This window comes from Bradyrhizobium sp. CCBAU 45394 (assembly GCF_028128655.1).
GTDB classification, from domain to species: domain Bacteria; phylum Pseudomonadota; class Alphaproteobacteria; order Rhizobiales; family Xanthobacteraceae; genus Bradyrhizobium; species Bradyrhizobium diazoefficiens.
In genome coordinates, this window is record NZ_LBIX01000012.1 from 125,241 (window position 1) to 142,279 (window position 17,039).

A 17,039-nucleotide genomic window follows, 5' to 3' on the forward strand; every position below is an offset into this window, starting at 1 on the left:
CACGCAAAGTTCATGCGTAGTTCATTTCAGGTTCCCTAGCTTTCCAGCGCCAAAACCAGCCAGCCCCCTTCAGGAGGAGACTCTTATGCCAGCATTGCTTCGTCCCGCCCTCACCGCGCTCGGCGTCGCGTGCCTTCTGTCCGCAGCATCGCTTGCCTCCTCCGGCACCGCGTTCGCGCAAGCCAAGCAGCAGACCGCGCCGGCCCCGCAGGCCGCGCCCGCGCAGGCACCGAGCCTCAAGCAGGTCGCGCTGACCGACAAGCAGCTCGACGGCGTGCTCGCCGCGCAGAAGGACATGGATGCGATCACGGAAAAGCTTCCCGAAAACACCGCGCCCGATCAGAAGGTGATCGCGCAGCTCGACGGCGTCGCCAAGAAAAACGGCTTCGCCGGCTACGACGATTACAACAACGTCGTCGACAATATCAGCCTGGTGCTCGGAGGCTTCGATCCCGCGACCAAGAAATATGTCGGCACCGAAGCCGTGATCAAGGCGCAGATCGCGCAGATCCAGGCCGACAAGAAGATGCCGGCCAAGGACAAGAAGGAAGCCCTCGACGAGCTCAACGAGGCGCTGAAGACGCCGGCGCCGGCGATCGAGAACAAGGGCAACATCGATCTGGTCGGCAAATATTACGACAAGCTGGTCGCAGCGCTCGGCGACGACCAGAACTGAGCCGTCAGGCGAAGCCTCCGTCAGCGCTACATCTGCCCCTCGACGGATCGAGCGAGGCCGGCCACACTCACCGCCGTCACGTCGCCCGGCCCCGGCCGGGCGATGTCGAATGAACAGGCGGAGGCTGGGAGGCACAATGAAAAACACCCCGTTCGATCTCACCGGAAAGGTCGCAATCGTCACCGGCTCGAGCCGCGGCATCGGCCGTTCCTCGGCAGAGCTGCTGGCCAGGTTAGGGGCCAAGGTCGTGGTCTCCTCGCGCAAGGCTGACGCCTGCAAGGAGGTCGCCGACGGCATCAACGCGGCCGGCGGCGATGCCATCGTCGTCCCCTGCAACATCGCGCGCAAGGCCGAGGTCGAGGCGCTGATCGCGGGCGCAACCACGCATTACGGCAAGATCGACATTCTCGTCTGCAACGCCGCGGTGAACCCGTATTACGGCCCGCTGCTCGACATCACCGACGAGGCCTTCGACAAGATCATGGGCTCGAACGTGAAGAGCAACATCTGGCTCTCCGCGCTTGCGATCCCGCAGATGGCCGAGCGGGGCAACGGCTCGGTGATCATCATCTCCTCGATCGGCGGCCTGCGCGGCTCCACCGTGATCGGTGCCTACGGCATCTCGAAAGCCGCCGACTTTGCGCTGTGCCGCTCGCTCGCCGGCGAATGGGGCCCGAAAGGCGTCCGCGTCAACTGCATCGCGCCCGGCCTCGTCAAGACCGACTTCGCCCGCGCGCTGTGGGAAGACGAAGCCCTGCTGAAGCGCCGCACCGCCACCACGCCGCTGCGCCGCATCGGCGAGCCCGACGAGATCGCAGGTGCCGTGGCCTACCTCGCCTCCGACGCGTCGAGCTTCATGACCGGCCAGACCATCGTCATCGACGGCGGCGTCACCACCGCGGCGGTGTAGCCGTCACTTGTCCCGGCGTAGGCCGTCGCGTTCGCCGAGCGCGCTTTCGATGGCGCGCACGACGATCAGAGCCGATCGCTCGTCGAGATGCACACCATCGGCCCAGCGCAATTGGCCCCGCGGCGGATTGATCGGTAGCCACAGCGACTGATCCGGAAAAGCTGCGTGGACAATCGCCTTGCTCATGGCGACGAGGCGGGAGTCCTCGATCCCGGCCTCGAACGGAATCTCGATCAGGAAGGCACGGGATCCACGCCGCTGGACGTCGTCGATCAGCTCTCTGGTGCGCGCGACATTGACGCGCACGGGCCCTGTCGCCTCACCTTCATTCATCTGTCGCAGCGCCAGGTCGAGATAGGCCTTGTTGTCGAACGTGCTCGGCGGTTCCTTGAGCAGGCGATCCTGCTCGGCGCGAGCCTGTGCGGGATTGGGCGGCGCGTGATTCCACCTCTCATAGGCCGCAACCGCTGTGCGCACGGGGCGTAGGAACGGCGCTTCCGCGCGCGCGCTACCGGAGAATTGTCCGATCAGCTCGCTGTCGGGCTCGCGCGATAGGACGTTCGTCTCGATCAGGATGATCTTCGGCAAGCTCGGCTGTTTCGCGAGGATCTCGAGGACGGTGACCGGCGAGCCTCCGGCCAGCGCGAGATTGCGGAAGCGGGGAAGCGAGAAATATTCCTCCTTGAGACGCCAGGCGACCGAGCTGCCGACCAGCACGACGTCTGGGACCGGCTCTCTCAGATAGCGATTGAGGGTGATGCGGCTGCCGTCGCGGGTCGTGACGGACGGCTGCTCGAGCGCGGAGCCGAACCGCGCCGTGGCAAGACCGCAGATCAGCAGCAGCGCGACGGCTGCAGCCGCACATCTGATCAACCATGGAAGTCCGGACATCTGTGCCATCATCAGAACTGGAAATAGATGAAGGCGGCGTCTGGCCCCGCCTCGAGATAGGCCAATGCCGCAAGCGCACCATAGAGGTACGGCTCCCATCGCCGCAACCTGCCACTGGCGAGCGCACCGAGGCCGAGATGCTGGATGAGAACGGGAAGGGCGTAGAGCAGGGCCATGCTACGAAACAGTTTTGTCGGATTGGGATTGTCCGTCGGCGTGAACATGCCTGCGAGGTAGCCGAGCGCGTGATCGAAGCTCGGCAGCTTGAAGAAGATCCAAAGCATCGTCACGCAGAAGAAGACGACGCCCACGCGGGCGACGCGCACGACAGGGCCGGCTTCGCCCAGCACCTTCAGAAACGGCCGCTCGACGACGAGCAGGAGGCCGTGCAGCATGCCCCACAATGCGTAGCTCAGGCTCGCGCCGTGCCAGAGGCCGCCAAGCGTCATCACGATCATCAGATTGAGGCCGGTTCTAGCCGGTCCCTTCCTGTTGCCGCCGAGCGGGATGTAGAGATAGGTCCTGAGCCAAACGGACAACGAGATGTGCCAGCGCGTCCAGAACTCGGAGAACGAAGCCGAATGTAGGGCAAGTCGAAGTTGACCGGCAGGCGGTAGCCGAACAGCAGCCCGAGGCCGAGCGCGATTGCCGAATAGCCGAAGAAGTCGGCATAGATCTGGTAGCTGTACAGGAACACGAGCAGCCAGCGGTCCTGCGTGGCCACCGTCTCATAGAGCGGATAGTCCATGTAGGACGTCATCTCATTGAGATTGTTGGCGACGTAGAGCTTGAAGAAGAAGCCGGTCAGGATCCATTTGGCGGCTTCCGCGAAATCGACATTGGAGAGCTGTTTGGGGACGATCTGCGGCATAAACTGACCCGCGCGCGTGATCGGTCCCGACACCAACTGCGGAAAGAAGATGATGTAGAGGAAGACGTCCCGCAGCGGCGGCGGCCGTTTCTCGCGCGTGAGGTCGACCAGAAGGCTGATGTTGTGGAACACGAAGAAGGAGATGCCGATCGGCAGCGGCAGCCGCAACAGGAAATCCACCGGCGCGAAGCCGATCGGGTAAGCCGTGGACGCATCGACGAGCAGGAATTTGTATTTGAAGAACGCCAGCAGCGCGAGATTGAAGACGATTCCAGCCGGCATCCAGATCGCGCGGTTGTCGAAGGCCAGCACCAGACAGAGATGGGTCCCGAGCACGGCGAGGAGCAGCAGAGGCAGCAGCGCTGGCTGACCCGAACCATAGAACACCAGGCTCGCAAGCACCAGCAGCTGGACCTGGAAGCGGCGTAAAGGCGGCAGATAATAGGCGCCGAACACGATCGCGACGAAGAGGCCAAACTGAAAGGAAGTGAATGTCATGTCGCCCCGATTTACCCGGCCCGGCATGTATCATCTTCGCTCCCGCTGTCCTAGCCTCCCGGCTCGCCCGGGCGGTGCACCGTCAACCGCCTCGGCGGGCGTGGCGGCCTTGACCTTCCCGCTCTAATCCGCTCCTTTTGGCGCAACACAATGAACGCCACCAAGAAAACGCCAAGGTAGCTACCATGTCTTTCGTCCTCGCCATCGACCAGGGCACCACCTCCTCGCGCGCGATCGTATTCCGCAGCGACATCTCGATTGCTGCGCGTGCGCAAGCCGAGTTTCCGCAGCATTTTCCGGCCTCGGGCTGGGTCGAGCACGAGCCGGAGGACATCTGGACCTCGACCGTGATGGTCTGCCGCGATGCGATCGCGCAGGCCGGCATCAGCGCGAAGGATATCGCCGCGATCGGCATCACCAACCAGCGCGAGACCACCGTGGTGTGGGACCGCGCCACCGGGCAGGCCGTGCACCGCGCCATCGTCTGGCAGGACCGCCGCACCGCCGACATCTGCGCGAAACTCAAGGCCGACGGCCGCGAGCCTGTGATCTCCGATAAGACCGGCCTGATCATCGATCCCTATTTCTCCGGCACAAAGGTCGCCTGGATCCTCGACCACGTCCCCGGCGCGCGTGCCCGCGCCGCGCGCGGCGAGCTGATGTTCGGCACCGTCGACTGCTACCTGCTCTGGCGCCTCACCGGCGGCAAGGTCCACGCCACCGACGCCACCAACGCCTCGCGCACGCTGCTGTTCAACATCCACACTGGCCAGTGGGACGACGAGCTCCTGGAGATCATCGGCGTGCCGCGTTCGATGCTCCCCGAGGTGAAGGATTCGTCCGCCCGCTTCGGCGAGAGCGTGCCCGACCTGTTCGGCGGCGCGATCGCGATCTCCGGCATCGCCGGCGACCAGCAGGCCGCGACCATCGGCCAGGCTTGCTTCCGCCCGGGCATGATGAAGTCCACCTACGGCACCGGCTGCTTCGCGCTGCTCAACACCGGCACCACGCCGGTGGTGTCGAAGAACAAGCTGCTCACCACGGTCGCCTATCAGCTCGATGGCAAGCGCACCTACGCGCTCGAAGGCTCGATCTTCGTCGCCGGCAGCGCGGTGCAGTGGCTGCGCGACGGCCTCGGCATCATCAAGCACGCCGCCGAGACCGGACCTCTTGCTGATCAGTCCGACTCCATGCAGAGCGTCTATCTGGTCCCCGCCTTCGTCGGCATGGGCGCGCCCTACTGGAATCCGCGCGTGCGCGGCGCGCTGTTCGGCCTCACCCGCAACACGGGACCTGCCGAGCTCGCGCATGCCGCGCTGGAAAGCGTCTGCTACCAGACCTTCGACCTCTGGGCCGCGATGCGCGCCGACTGGCCGAGCTCGGAAACCGCCAGCGTCGTGCTGCGCGTTGACGGCGGCATGACCGCGTCGGACTGGACCATGCAGCGCCTCGCCGATCTCCTCGACGCGCCGGTCGATCGCCCCGTGATTCAGGAAACGACTGCGCTCGGCGCCGCCTATCTCGCCGGCCTCAATGCGGGCGTCTACCCCGAGCCGACCAAATTCGCCGACAACTGGCGCCTCGAGCACCGCTTCAAGCCGAACATGAGCGAGGCAACGCGCGAGCGGAAGCTCGCGGGCTGGGCGCGAGCGGTGAAGGGCGTGCTGGCGAGCGACGAGGGGGCGTGAGCGCGCCTAAAGCCGCGATGAAAGTGCGGAGAAGGAACGCGGCCCCAACACTATGGTCGTCCCGGCGAAGGCCGGGACCCATACCCGCAGAGAGAAGGTTTGCGAAAGCTCGGAGTGGGCGTCTTCGCGCCACGAACAGTCGTGGTTATGGGTCCGGGATCTGCGCTTACGCTTGTCCGGGACGACAATGGAGTGTGTAGCGCCGCTCTGGAGCCTCTCGCGATGAACCGGAACAAGCACGAATGATCCTCCCCGACGGCTATTCCGACATCCCCGCCGGCAAGATCGCCGCCGTCGTCACGCATCTGGAGATGACCGCGCCTCCCGGGCGCCGTGACGATCCGCCCGGCGCCTGGACCCTGCGCAAGGCCGACGCGCCCGCGCTTCATTGGTATCGCGATCTCTTCCGCCGCGTCGGTGAGGATTGGCTGTGGTTCTCGCGGCCGCGCATGAACGATGCCGAGCTCGCCGCAATCATCCACGCGCCTGATGTCGAGGTCTACGCCCTGGTCGCGGACGGCCGCGACGAGGGCCTGCTGGAGCTGGATTTCCGCGAGGCCGGCCAGTGCGAGCTGGTCTATTTCGGCGTCACCGCCGGCCTGATCGGGACGGGCGCCGCCCGCTTCCTGATGAACCGCGCACTGGAGATTGCGTGGTCGCGTGACGTCCGCCGCGTCTGGGTGCACACCTGCACCTTCGACCATCCCTCCGCCGTCGAATTCTATCAGCGCTCCGGCTTCCGCCCCTTCCGCCGCCAGATCGAGATCGCCGATGATCCACGTCTCGATGGCACGGCGCCGCGGATGGCGGCGAAGCACGTGCCGATTATCGAATAGTGCGCGGCTGCCGCCCCACCGTCATTGCGAGGAGCCCTTGCGACGAAGCAATCCAGGCTGTTTCCGCGGAAAGATCCTGGATTGCTTCGCTGCGCTCGCAATGACGGAGTGTGGGCGCCGCCCTCGCTCTTCGAATCGGCACATCAACGCGTGATGGCGCCGTAGCGCCGACGGAGCCAAGCGTAATCCCAGACGATGTCCCCGCATTCCGCTCCATGCGCGCTACGCCTCGCTCCTCGCCGTCATTCCGGGGCGCGCCACTTGGCGCGAGCCCGGAATCCATTTTGTCCGCATGAGACGGTGCACGATGGATTCCGGGTTCGCGCTCCGCGCGCCCCGGAATGACGGCAAGCCGCGAATTCGTAGCCCGATGGAACGCAGCGAAATCCGGGGCCGTTTCCCCGCATTCCGCTCCGCTCCATGCGGGCTACGGCTCGTCAAAACAACTCCTGCTTCCCCCTTGCCAGCGAGAACCCGTGCTGCATGGCGTTGAAGCAGGTCAGCCCCGCCTGCTCCGAGCGGCACGTGAACCCCGCCCGCCGCCACACCTCGCCATAGGCGAGCACCGGGAGCGATGGGTCCATCACCGTGTCGCCGGTGCAGATGCGCTCCGCGTTGCCCTTCGCGCTCATCTCGAAGGCGTGGCCGTAATCGAGATCGCAGTCAGCGGGCCGGCGCGGGCGCGTCTCCATGTTCATGATGTCGCAGCGGAGCACACCTTGTCCGTTGTCGGTGTAGAACTGGCAGACGATGTTTTTCGACGGCGCGGAGCCCGATCATGCAATCCCGCTTGAGACTAGCCGTCGAACTTCACCGCCGTGGTGTTGGCGCCGCAGAGCAGCACTGCGACGCGTTCGCCGGGTGAGGGACGATAGCGGCCGGACAGTAGCGCGGCAAATGCGGCTGCGCCGCCGGGCTCGGCCACGAGACGCAGGCTCGACCACAGCGCTGCCTGCGCCTGCCGGATCGCCTCGTCGCTGACCAGAACGACCCGCTCGACATGGGCCTGCGCGATCGGGAACATCAATTCACCGACGCGCCGCGGCGCGAGGCTGTCGGCGGCGAGGCCGCCGGCCGGCGCATCGACCGGTGCTCCCGCCGCGATAGCGGCGTGCAGGGTCGGTGACTGCTCCGGCTCGATCGCAACAACACGCGTCCTGCCAGCGTACCACGCCGCGATGCCGCCGATCAGGCCGCCGCCGCCGACCGCCACCAGCAGCGTATCGATGCCGGGCGAGTCCTGCTCCAGCTCCAGGGCGACGCTGCCCTGGCCGAGCAGGGTTTCGGCCTGGTCGTAGGCGTGAACGGCCATCGCACCGGTCCGTGCGACATGCGCTTCGCTCGCGGCGAGCGCATCGGCGTAGCGGCTGCCCGCGATCACGAGTTTCGCACCATTCCCCTTGATCCGCTCGGCCTTGGCTGGCGAGGTGATGTCGGGCACGAAGATCGTGGCGGGGATGCCGAGCCGCTGCGCCGCGTAGGCGACCGCCGCCCCGTGATTGCCGCCGGATGCGGCGACCACGCCCGCCTCCGGCACCGGCCGCAGCTGCAGGTTGGCAAAAGCGCCCCGCGCCTTGAAGGATCCGGAATGCTGCAGCATCTCGAGCTTGAACGTGATGGGCGCCGCCGGCAGGCCGAAATCGGCAAGATCGGCCATAACGAGTGGCGTGCGCCTTATGTGCGGACGAATGACGACCTCGGTCGCCGCAATCCGCTCCCGCGTGATTGTCGCTGTCATGATGCCGTTCCTCATAGCGCATCGGAGAGTTGACATCAATTAGGTAATTAGCAAAATGGCTAAATGAAAGTCACTGTCGCCCTGCGCGCGCTGGCCAACGAGCGCCGCCTGCAGATCCTGGACTGGCTGCGGGATCCGCGGAAGCATTTTCGCGAGCAGGCCGATGGCGATCTGGTCGATGACGGCGTCTGCGGATTGCTGATCGCAGAGAAGCTCGGTGTCAGCGCGCCGACCCTGAGCGAGCACATGCGGGTCCTGACCGCCGCAAAGCTGGTGCGCGCCAAGCGGATCAAGCAGTGGACGATGTACAGGCGCAACGAAACCGCGATCGCCGCCATCAAGCGCTCGATCCAGGACGGCCTTTGATCGCGCAGATGTTGCTGCAGGCGACGTTGCACCCGACGCAATGCTCCATTTCCATCTTCTTTCTTGCGCCGCGCCGATCTTGTCGTGGAAACTGACCGGCCCTGCCGTGTTCCAACGAGTGAGCGCGAACCATGTTCCTGATCGGCCAATACGACTCCCCCTTCGTCCGCCGCGTCGCGATTGCGCTACGGCTTTACGGGCTCTCCTTCGAGCACAGGCCGTGGTCCACCTTCGGCGATGCCGACAAGATCGCGCCCTATAATCCGCTGCGCCGCGTCCCGACGCTGGTGCTCGACGACGGCGAGGCGCTGATCGAGAGCGCGATCATCCTCGAATATCTCGATGAGCTGGTCGGCGAGGGCAAGGCGATGCTGCCGCGCAGCGGCGCCGAGCGACGACAGCACCTGCGCATCTGCGCGCTCGCTTCCGGTCTCGGCGACAAGGCGGTGAGCCTGCTCTATGAGCGCGTGCTGCGGAAGGAGCAGCTTGCGCTGTGGGTCGAGCGCTGCCAGGCGCAGATCGGCGACGTGCTCGGCGTGCTGGACGCCGAGCGCGCCAAGGTGACGACGCCATACTGGCTGGGCGACCGCATTGGCCACGCCGATATCGCGGTGGCCTGCGTCGTGCGCTTTACCCGCGAGGCGCATCCGCAATTGTTCGACGCGGCGCGCTATCCGGCGCTCGCGGCGCATGCCGAGCGCTGCGAGGCGCTGACGCCATTCCAGGAGATCGTGCAGCCGTTGGCACCGCCGAAGGGGTGAGCCGCATCAAGCGCCTCTATGCGAACCCGACCTTGATCAGGATTGTCAGGAAAAGACCTCCGACGACCGCGCAGACCGCGGCACCGATCAGCGGCCCCAGCGCGCCCTCCCGGCTCGCAGGCTCCAGCACCGCATGTCCCGGTCGTTCCGGATCGTAATAAACTTTGACGTTCTGCCCGGGACGATATTTCGCTGCGGCCTTTTCGGCGACCTCGCGCAGCACGGAGATCATGGTGCCGCCCCAATCGACCTCGGTGCCGATGAAGTCGCGCTTGTCGACCCTGTAGGCGTAGCGCAGGTCGACCTGATAGCGGTGCTGGAGCTTGCTGGACCGGGACTTGTCGTCGTCGTCGCTCTTCTCCTCGATGATTTCCTCGATCACGTCGCAACGGGTGACCCTGCCAGCCGCGGTCGGCCAGCGCAGGCTGGCGCTCGCCAGCCGGCGCGTCCGGACATACTCTGCGACGCAGAACACGCCGCCTACGAGCACGATGATCGGCAGCGCGAACGCGAACAGCGGAACGCCGTTGTTTGTGTAGAGCACGTGACCCGCGAGCGAATGCGCGGTGAGGGTGGTGGCAATGAAGCCGAACACGATTGTGAACGCCACCAGTGCCGCGACGTTCTGCGCGGCAGCAGGTTCGAGCAACGCCTCGGTCGGTTGCTTCGGATCGACATGGACGTCGACATGCGCGCCGACCGGATATCGTCCGATCAGTTTTGCGGCCAGTACCCTCGTCGTGATGGCGGGGCCGCCGACAAAGACCTTGTCGCTTTCCAGCTCCTGGCCGCCGGCCTGATAGCGATAGCGGATGACAGGCTTGGCGTCGTTCCGATCGTCCGAGGCGTGCGTCGCCGGCTGATCGACCCTTGAGATCGTGATGATGCCCTCCACCTTGTCCCAGCTCCGCGCGGCCTGCATCCGGCCCCGCATGCGGACCAGATTGAACAGCATCAATCCAAACAGCAGCACCGAGATGCCGGCCGCAATCTGCGTCCACATCAATTGTTGGGCGTCCAGCATCCGATTCCCGGCTCCTCGGCGGCGATCGCTATTGGTCGCGGCGAGCGCGCGTTGCGTTCACGGCACTGCCGCCTTTTCGGGAGATCGTGCAATCGCTGCTGCCGCCGAAGGCAGGACTATCGCATGTGACTTCCTGGCGGGGGCCTGAGCGCACGCCTGGTCCTTCGAGACGACCGCTTCCAGCGGTCTCCTCAGGATGAGGCTGAGCGGCATCTTTGCCGGTCGAAATTGCTGCCGCGCACTCCGTCCTCATCCTGAGGGCCCGCCAAAGGCGGGCGTCTCGAAGGATGGGCCGCAGCGCAACGGCCTTAAATGCGATTGCCCTGCCGCCGAGGGGATGAAGCGCGGAACGCAGGCCTTATTTCCGCGAACAGGGCTTGATCTCGCCAGCCGCGGTGTTCAGGACGATCGGATTGGGCGACAGTCTTATGCCGAAGAACAATTGAGAGCCGGACACCTTGTCGTCCGCGCCCTGATGGACGTCCAGGTCGAGTTTCGCTGCGATCTCGGATGTCAGCTTGGCCTTCTCCTCCATCGAGATCTTGTTGTGATATTTGATCTCGTAGACGACATCGGCCTCCAGAACGGACCGCGTCTGGCACACGACGCCGCCACTCGACACGTTCTGGGCCACCGCGTCCTCGCATTCCGCCTTCAGCAATGCGTTCCGGGCCGAGATCAGCGACTCGTCGGAAATCAGCAGGATGTTGGCGTTCTCGAGCTTGAGGTTGACCGCTTCGACCTGCTGCATCCCGGCGACAGCCGACAGCTTCTCCCTCACCTCGGCCGAGACGTCGAGTTTCTTCTCGAGCGTTTGCTTCAAGTCCCGGTCGACGGTCCGTGATTTCTGGATCTTGCTGGCCAGGAGCGCAGGGTCGACATCGCAGGTCGGATGCAGTTCCAGCCGGCCGTTGCTCAGATACTCGATCGTGTTGATCGTGCCGGGACCGCCGAACGTGCTCGGCGGCACCACCTCGAAATATCCGGTCTCGGAGAGGATGGCCGTGATCGTCTGCTTCTTGCGCGGGATTCCGACGAAGACTGCGACCATCACCAGGCCGATCGCGACAAATACCCCGCTACCAAGCCAAAGCCATTTGCGGCTGGCTATTTTCCCGGGCAGCACAACTGACTTCGTTCGCCGCATGGCACGTAGCCTTTCGGACAGTCCGCCGCGGCAATCGTGGGCAGGACGACAAGGGCGATCGCGGCGACGAACAGTGCAATGAACTGGTTCATATGTTCGATCCCAAGCAAACCGTCGGTTTGAAGGTAGTAGGCCGATAGATTAACGAATCAAGGTTGAGCGGACAAGTGAACGAGTTCACACGCGGCGGGTTCCGTTGATGCGTGGGCCGTTGAGGCGGAGCGTTGCCAAGGAACACCGCGTCCAAGAATTCGTGCAGCGGTTGGCGCTACATGTAGGCTCCCCAATGTCGTCCTGGCGAAAGCCAGGACCCATTACCCCAGGGAGCAGTTTGGCGAAGATTCGTTGTTCGGTATTGCTAGCGATACCCACCGATGGATCACGCGGTATGGGTCCTGGCTTCCGCCAGGACGACACCGAAGGTGTGGTGCGCGCTTCCAACCGACGACGACAGGCACGGTTGACGATGATCGCATATTACTGGTGTTTTGCCCGACGTCGCAAGCCGCTTCGGCAAGACCGAAATTCCTCAGGCCTTTCAACCCCATCCCTACTGTGCATGGGGTTGTTTTCGCATTTTTGATTTAGAGGCGGGTCTATCCCGCCCCCGCGCGCTTCTTCTGCCAGACGAGGTGCACCGCGCAAGTGCAGCCCGGCGGATGCGAGGCGAGGTCCTTTGACGTTTCGTCGTTCGCCGGCGTCGCCGCGAAGGCCTTGTCGGTCCCCTCTCGCGCCGGGATGTAGTTCAGCACCGGCGCGAGCCAGCGCTCGGCCTCCGTGATGCTCATGCCCTTGCGCGCGGCGTAGTCTTCGACCTGATCGCGCTCGATCTTGCCGACGCCGAAATAGTAGCTCGCGGGGTTCGCGAAATAGAGCCCGGACACAGAGGAGCCCGGCCACATCGCAAAGCTCTCGGTCAGCTTCACGCCGGCCGTGGCCTCGGCATCGAGCAGCTCGAACAGCGTCGCCTTCTCAGTGTGATCGGGCTGCGCGGGATAGCCCGGCGCGGGACGGATGCCCTGGTATTTTTCCAGGATCAGATCGTCGCAGGAGAGCGCCTCGTCCGGCGCATAGGCCCAGAACTCGCGGCGCACGCGCGCGTGCATGCGTTCGGCAAAGGCCTCGGCGAGGCGATCGGCCAGCGCCTTGCACAGGATCGAGGAGTAGTCGTCGTTCGCCATCTTGAAGCGGTCGGCGACCGCATCCTCGCCGATCCCGGCGGTGACGACGAAGCCGCCGACATAATCGGGCACGCTCGTGTCAACAGGCGCGATGAAGTCGGCGAGCGCCGCGTTGAAACGGCCCTCGCGCTTTTCGAGCTGCTGGCGCAGCGTGTGCAGCGTGGCGATCTGCTTGGTCCGGCTCTCGTCGGCGTACAGCGCGATGTCGTCGCCTACCGCGTTCGCCGGCCAGAAGCCGACGGTGGCGCGCGCCCGGAACCATTTCTCCTTGACGATCAGGTCGAGCATCTTGCGCGCGTCGTCATAGAGCGAGCGCGCGACCTCGCCGACCTTGGCGTCGTCGAGGATCGCGGGGAAGCGGCCGGCGAGCTCCCAGGTCTGGAAGAACGGCGTCCAGTCGATATAGGGCACGAGCTCGGCGAGATCGTATGCGTCAAAGCTCTTGGTGCCGAGGAAGGTCGGCTTCACCGGCTTGTTCGCGGCAAAATCGACCGGCACGCGGTTCTTGCGGGCGTCTGCCAGCTTCAGCCGCTTCTTGTCGGCCTGCGCGCGCAGATGCGCGTCGGAGATCTTGGCGTATTCGGCGCGCACCTCGGCGGCATAGGCCACGCGCTTCTCCGGCGAGAGCAGCGCCGAGGCGACGCCGACGGCACGGCTGGCGTCGTTGACGTGCACGACGGGACCGGCGCGGTAGCTCGGGTCGATCTTGACCGCGGTATGCACGCGGCTCGTGGTGGCGCCGCCGATCAGCAGCGGCAGCTTCAAGCCCTCACGCTGCAATTCGCCGGCAAAGAACGCCATCTCGTCGAGCGAGGGCGTGATCAGGCCGGACAGGCCGACGATGTCGGCCTTCTCCGCCTTCACGGTCTCGACGATCCTGGCGGCGGGCACCATCACGCCGAGGTCGATGACCTCGAAATTGTTGCACTGGAGCACGATGCCGACGATGTTCTTGCCGATGTCGTGGACGTCGCCCTTGACGGTGGCGAGCACGATCTTGCCGGCCGACGAGGAGCCTTCGGTGCCGATGCCGTTGGCAAGGTTGCGCGCCTTCTCTTCCTCCATGAACGGCATCAGCCAGGCCACCGCCTGCTTCATGACGCGCGCGGATTTCACCACCTGCGGCAGGAACATCTTGCCGTCGCCGAAGAGGTCGCCGACCACGTTCATGCCGGCCATCAGCGGGCCTTCGATCACGTCGAGCGGACGCGACGACGCCTTGCGGGCTTCCTCGGTATCCACTTCGATGAACTCGGTGATGCCGTGCACCAGCGAATGCGACAGCCGCTTCGCCACCGGCCATTCGCGCCAGGCGAGGTCGGCTTCCTTGGTCTGGGTCTTGTTGCCGCGGAAGTTTTCCGCAAGCGCCAGCAGCCGCTCGGAGGCGCCGGGGTCGCGGTTGAGGATGACGTCCTCGCACACCTGGCGCAGCTCGGGATCGATGTCGTCATAGACGATCATCTGCCCGGCATTGACGATGCCCATGTCCATGCCGGCTTTGATGGCGTGATACAGGAACACCGAGTGCATGGCCTCGCGCACCGGCTCGTTGCCGCGGAACGAGAACGAGAGGTTGGACACACCGCCAGAAATGTGCGCGCCGGGCAGGTTCTGCCGGATCCAGCGCGTCGCCTCGATGAAGTCGACGCCGTAATTGTTGTGCTCCTCGATGCCGGTCGCGATCGCGAAGATGTTCGGATCGAAGATGATGTCTTCCGGCGGGAAGCCGACGCGGTTCACCAGGATGTCGTAGGCGCGCTTGCAGATCTCGGTCTTGCGCGCGAACGTATCGGCCTGGCCGACCTCGTCGAAGGCCATGACCACGACAGCCGCGCCGTGACGGCGGGCGATCTTGGCCTCGTGGATGAACTTCTCCTCGCCTTCCTTCATCGAGATCGAGTTGACGACCGGCTTGCCCTGCACGCATTTCAGGCCGGCCTCGATCACCGTGAATTTCGAGCTGTCGACCATCACGGGAACGCGGGCGATGTCGGGCTCGGCGGCGACGAGGTTCAGGAACGTCACCATCGCCGCTTCGGAGTCGAGCAGGCCCTCGTCCATGTTGACGTCGATGATCTGCGCGCCGTTCTCGACCTGGTCGCGCGCGACCTGGAGCGCAGCTGTGTAGTCGCCGGCGGTGATGAGCTTGCGGAAGCGCGCCGAGCCCGTGACGTTGGTGCGCTCGCCGACGTTCACGAAGGGAATGGCGTCGGTTAGAATGAACGGCTCGAGGCCGGAGAGCCTCAAGCGAGGCTCGATCTCCGGCACGATGCGCGGCTTGTGCGGGGCAACCGCCGCGGCGATTGCGGCAATATGATCCGGCGTGGTGCCGCAGCAGCCGCCGACGATGTTGACGAGGCCATCACGCGCGAACTCGCCAACCAGGCGCGCCATGTATTCCGGTGTCTCGTCATACTGGCCGAATTCGTTGGGCAGGCCGGCATTGGGGTAAGCGCAGACAAGCGTGTCGGCGACGCGCCCGATGTCGGCGATATGCGCGCGCAGATCTTCGGCGCCGAGCGCGCAGTTGAAGCCGATGGTGACGGGTTTTGCGTGCCGCACCGAATTCCAGAACGCCTCCGGCATCTGGCCTGAGAGCAGGCGGCCGGATTTGTCGGTGATGGTGCCCGACACCATCACCGGCATGTCGATGCCGCGCGCTTCGGTGATTTCGGCGATGGCGTAGAGCGCCGCCTTGGCGTTCAGCGTATCGAAGATGGTCTCGACCAGCAGCAGGTCGACGCCGCCGTCGAGCATGCCGCGGATCTGCTCGCCATAGGACTTGCGCAGATCGTCGAAGGTGACGGCGCGGTAGCCGGGGTTGGAGACGTCGGGCGAGATCGAGGCGGTGCGGTTGGTGGGGCCGATGGCGCCGGCGACGAAGCGCGGCTTGCCGTCCTCGGCTTCGACGCGCCTTGCGGCATTGCCGGCGAGGCGGGCGCCTTCGCGCGCCATCTCGTAGACGATGTCGGTGAGGTCGTAATCGGCCTGCGCGATCGAGGTGGTGGAAAAGGTGTTGGTCGCGACGATGTCGGCGCCGGCGCGAAGGTACGCGGCGTGGATGTCCTCGATCGCCTGCGGCTGGGTCAGGATCAGCAAATCGTTGTTGCCGCGCAGGTCGCGGTGGAAGTTCTTGAAGCGCTCGCCGCGGAAGGCGGCCTCGTCGAGCTGGAGGTTCTGGATCATCGTGCCCATTGCGCCGTCGAGCACCAGGATGCGCTCGCGCGCGGCGGCGAGCAGGGCAGTTCGCTTGGGAGAGGTGGGTACGGTCATGGTGTCTTACGCCGCCTTCTGCGCGCTCTTGGCGCGAATGCCGAGCAAATGGCTGATCGCGAACACGAGATCGGCGCGGTTCATGGTGTAGAAATGGAAGGTGTCGACGCCGTGCTTCGCCAGCTTCTGCACCTGGCCGGCGGCGACGGTGGCCGCCACGAGCTTGCGGGTCTCGGCGTCGTCGTCCAGGCCCTCGAATTTCTCCGCGAGCCAGTCCGGCACGGATGTCCCGGCGCGCGTGACGAAGGCTCTCGCCTGCTTGAAATTGTGCATGGGCATGATGCCCGGCACGACGGGGATGTTGATCCCGCGGGCGCGGACACGGTCGAGATAACGGAAGTAGAGGTCGTTATCGAAAAATACCTGCGTGATCGCGCGGGTCGCGCCGGCATCGACCTTGGCCTTGAGCGTGTCGATGTCGGCGTCGAAATCGCGCGCTTCGGGGTGCTTCTCGGGATAGGCGGACACCGACACTTCGATGTCGCCGTGCCGCTTCTTGATGCCCGCGACGAGGTCCGCGGAGCTCTGGTAACCGTCGGGATGGCTGGAATAGGGCGTGCCGATGCCGCCGGGCGGATCGCCGCGCAAGCCGACGATGTGGCGGACGCCGACCTCGTGATACCGGTCGACGATCTCGTCGATCTCGCCGCGCGAGGCGCCGACGCAGGTCAGGTGCGCGGCCGGCAGCAGCGCGGTCTCCTTGAGGATGCGGGCGATGGTCGAATGGGTGCGCTCGCGGGTCGAGCCGCCGGCGCCATAGGTCACCGAGACGAATTTCGGGTCGAGCGGGGCGAGCCGGTTGATGGTCTCCCAGAGATTGCGCTCCATCTCCTCGGTCTTGGGCGGAAAGAACTCGAAGGAGATCGCAGGCCGCTTCAGGTGCCCGTCGGCTGTCGCAGGCTTCGTCAGATCAGTCATGGCACCACTCACTCCGGGTCTTCGCGGCCTGCGGTCAGGTCTAGATCAGGAGCCGCTAAGATAAGCCAACGCGGCCGCACTCGACAGCCCATCGGGGATGGGAAATGGCCCACTTGGCCCGGGATGTGTTGAATTTTTGTGCCTTCGGAATGAATTGTGGGAAGTGCGTCAATTCAATAAACTATGTAAAATCAATAATATATTTCGAATTGCGGTAGTCAAATGGTTGATCGTCGCGATGGGCAGGATGGAATCCAGCGT

16 protein-coding genes are annotated in these 17,039 nt (G+C 64.9%); 6 read left to right on the top strand and 10 right to left on the bottom strand.

Annotated features, from left to right (window positions below; all coding sequences use genetic code 11):
- Positions 1–85 precede the first annotated feature (85 nt).
- Both WN73_RS07750 and WN73_RS07755 read left to right on the top strand, forming a co-directional pair.
- Positions 86–676, top strand: coding sequence for a hypothetical protein (locus WN73_RS07750; protein WP_011084225.1), 591 nt, complete (start codon positions 86–88; stop codon positions 674–676).
- A gap of 136 nt (positions 677–812) precedes the next feature.
- Entirely contained in the window at positions 813–1,586 is a 774-nt protein-coding gene (locus WN73_RS07755) for an SDR family NAD(P)-dependent oxidoreductase (protein WP_271552240.1), read from the top strand.
- Positions 1,587–1,589: 3 nt separating this feature from the next.
- Here WN73_RS07755 and WN73_RS07760 read toward each other — a convergent pair whose 3' ends face one another.
- Genes WN73_RS07760 through WN73_RS07770 form a run of 3 tightly spaced genes read right to left on the bottom strand, consistent with a single transcriptional unit; the run spans position 1,590 to position 3,846 of the window.
- Positions 1,590–2,477 carry a hypothetical protein gene (locus WN73_RS07760; RefSeq protein ID WP_271552241.1) on the bottom strand — a complete coding sequence of 296 codons (888 nt, stop codon included), beginning with the start codon at positions 2,475–2,477 and terminating at the stop codon, positions 1,590–1,592.
- A gap of 11 nt (positions 2,478–2,488) precedes the next feature.
- On the bottom strand, positions 2,489–3,016 hold the full coding sequence (locus WN73_RS07765; RefSeq protein ID WP_271552242.1) for an MBOAT family O-acyltransferase: 528 nt from the start codon (positions 3,014–3,016) through the stop codon (positions 2,489–2,491).
- Positions 2,935–3,846, bottom strand: a complete 912-nt coding sequence (locus WN73_RS07770) for an MBOAT family O-acyltransferase (RefSeq protein ID WP_271552243.1) — start codon at positions 3,844–3,846, stop codon at positions 2,935–2,937. Before WN73_RS07770 ends, WN73_RS07765 begins: the two co-directional genes overlap by 82 nt.
- Positions 3,847–4,031: 185 nt before the next feature.
- On the opposite strand from WN73_RS07770, the gene glpK reads away from it, so the two are divergent.
- Both glpK and WN73_RS07780 read left to right on the top strand, forming a co-directional pair.
- Positions 4,032–5,534 (top strand): glycerol kinase GlpK, encoded by a 1,503-nt coding sequence (glpK, locus tag WN73_RS07775; protein WP_271552244.1) that lies wholly within the window; start codon positions 4,032–4,034, stop codon positions 5,532–5,534.
- Positions 5,535–5,776: 242 nt separating this feature from the next.
- Positions 5,777–6,370, top strand: a complete 594-nt coding sequence (locus tag WN73_RS07780; protein ID WP_271552245.1) for a GNAT family N-acetyltransferase — start codon at positions 5,777–5,779, stop codon at positions 6,368–6,370.
- Between the two features lie 437 nt (positions 6,371–6,807).
- Here WN73_RS07780 and WN73_RS07785 read toward each other — a convergent pair whose 3' ends face one another.
- Together WN73_RS07785 and WN73_RS07790 are read right to left on the bottom strand one after the other, a co-directional pair.
- Positions 6,808–7,122: a DUF6636 domain-containing protein gene (locus WN73_RS07785; RefSeq protein ID WP_333925487.1), complete on the bottom strand. Its 315-nt coding sequence runs from the start codon at positions 7,120–7,122 to the stop codon at positions 6,808–6,810.
- 44 nt (positions 7,123–7,166) lie between these two features.
- Positions 7,167–8,144: a threonine/serine dehydratase gene (locus WN73_RS07790; RefSeq protein WP_271552248.1), complete on the bottom strand. Its 978-nt coding sequence runs from the start codon at positions 8,142–8,144 to the stop codon at positions 7,167–7,169.
- 27 nt (positions 8,145–8,171) lie between these two features.
- On the opposite strand from WN73_RS07790, the gene WN73_RS07795 reads away from it, so the two are divergent.
- Together WN73_RS07795 and WN73_RS07800 are read left to right on the top strand one after the other, a co-directional pair.
- Positions 8,172–8,474 (top strand): ArsR/SmtB family transcription factor, encoded by a 303-nt coding sequence (locus WN73_RS07795; RefSeq protein WP_011084231.1) that lies wholly within the window; start codon positions 8,172–8,174, stop codon positions 8,472–8,474.
- Between the two features lie 131 nt (positions 8,475–8,605).
- On the top strand, positions 8,606–9,235 hold the full coding sequence (locus WN73_RS07800; protein WP_060909198.1) for a glutathione S-transferase family protein: 630 nt from the start codon (positions 8,606–8,608) through the stop codon (positions 9,233–9,235).
- A 16-nt stretch (positions 9,236–9,251) separates the two neighbouring features.
- Here the strand turns inward: WN73_RS07800 and WN73_RS07805 are convergent, their stop codons facing one another.
- The 5 genes from WN73_RS07805 to metF all read right to left on the bottom strand — a co-directional run bounded on the left by WN73_RS07805 (position 9,252) and on the right by metF (position 16,778).
- Entirely contained in the window at positions 9,252–10,259 is a 1,008-nt protein-coding gene (locus WN73_RS07805) for a DUF3592 domain-containing protein (protein WP_271552249.1), read from the bottom strand.
- 358 nt (positions 10,260–10,617) lie between these two features.
- Complete coding sequence (locus WN73_RS07810; RefSeq protein ID WP_244423869.1) at positions 10,618–11,310, bottom strand: hypothetical protein; 693 nt, start codon at positions 11,308–11,310, stop codon at positions 10,618–10,620.
- A 56-nt stretch (positions 11,311–11,366) separates the two neighbouring features.
- Positions 11,367–11,498: a hypothetical protein gene (locus tag WN73_RS07815; protein ID WP_271552250.1), complete on the bottom strand. Its 132-nt coding sequence runs from the start codon at positions 11,496–11,498 to the stop codon at positions 11,367–11,369.
- Between the two features lie 504 nt (positions 11,499–12,002).
- Entirely contained in the window at positions 12,003–15,860 is a 3,858-nt protein-coding gene (gene metH, locus WN73_RS07820) for a methionine synthase (protein WP_271552252.1), read from the bottom strand.
- 6 nt (positions 15,861–15,866) lie between these two features.
- Entirely contained in the window at positions 15,867–16,778 is a 912-nt protein-coding gene (gene metF / locus WN73_RS07825; RefSeq protein WP_028173518.1) for a methylenetetrahydrofolate reductase [NAD(P)H], read from the bottom strand.
- Positions 16,779–17,039 lie beyond the last annotated feature (261 nt).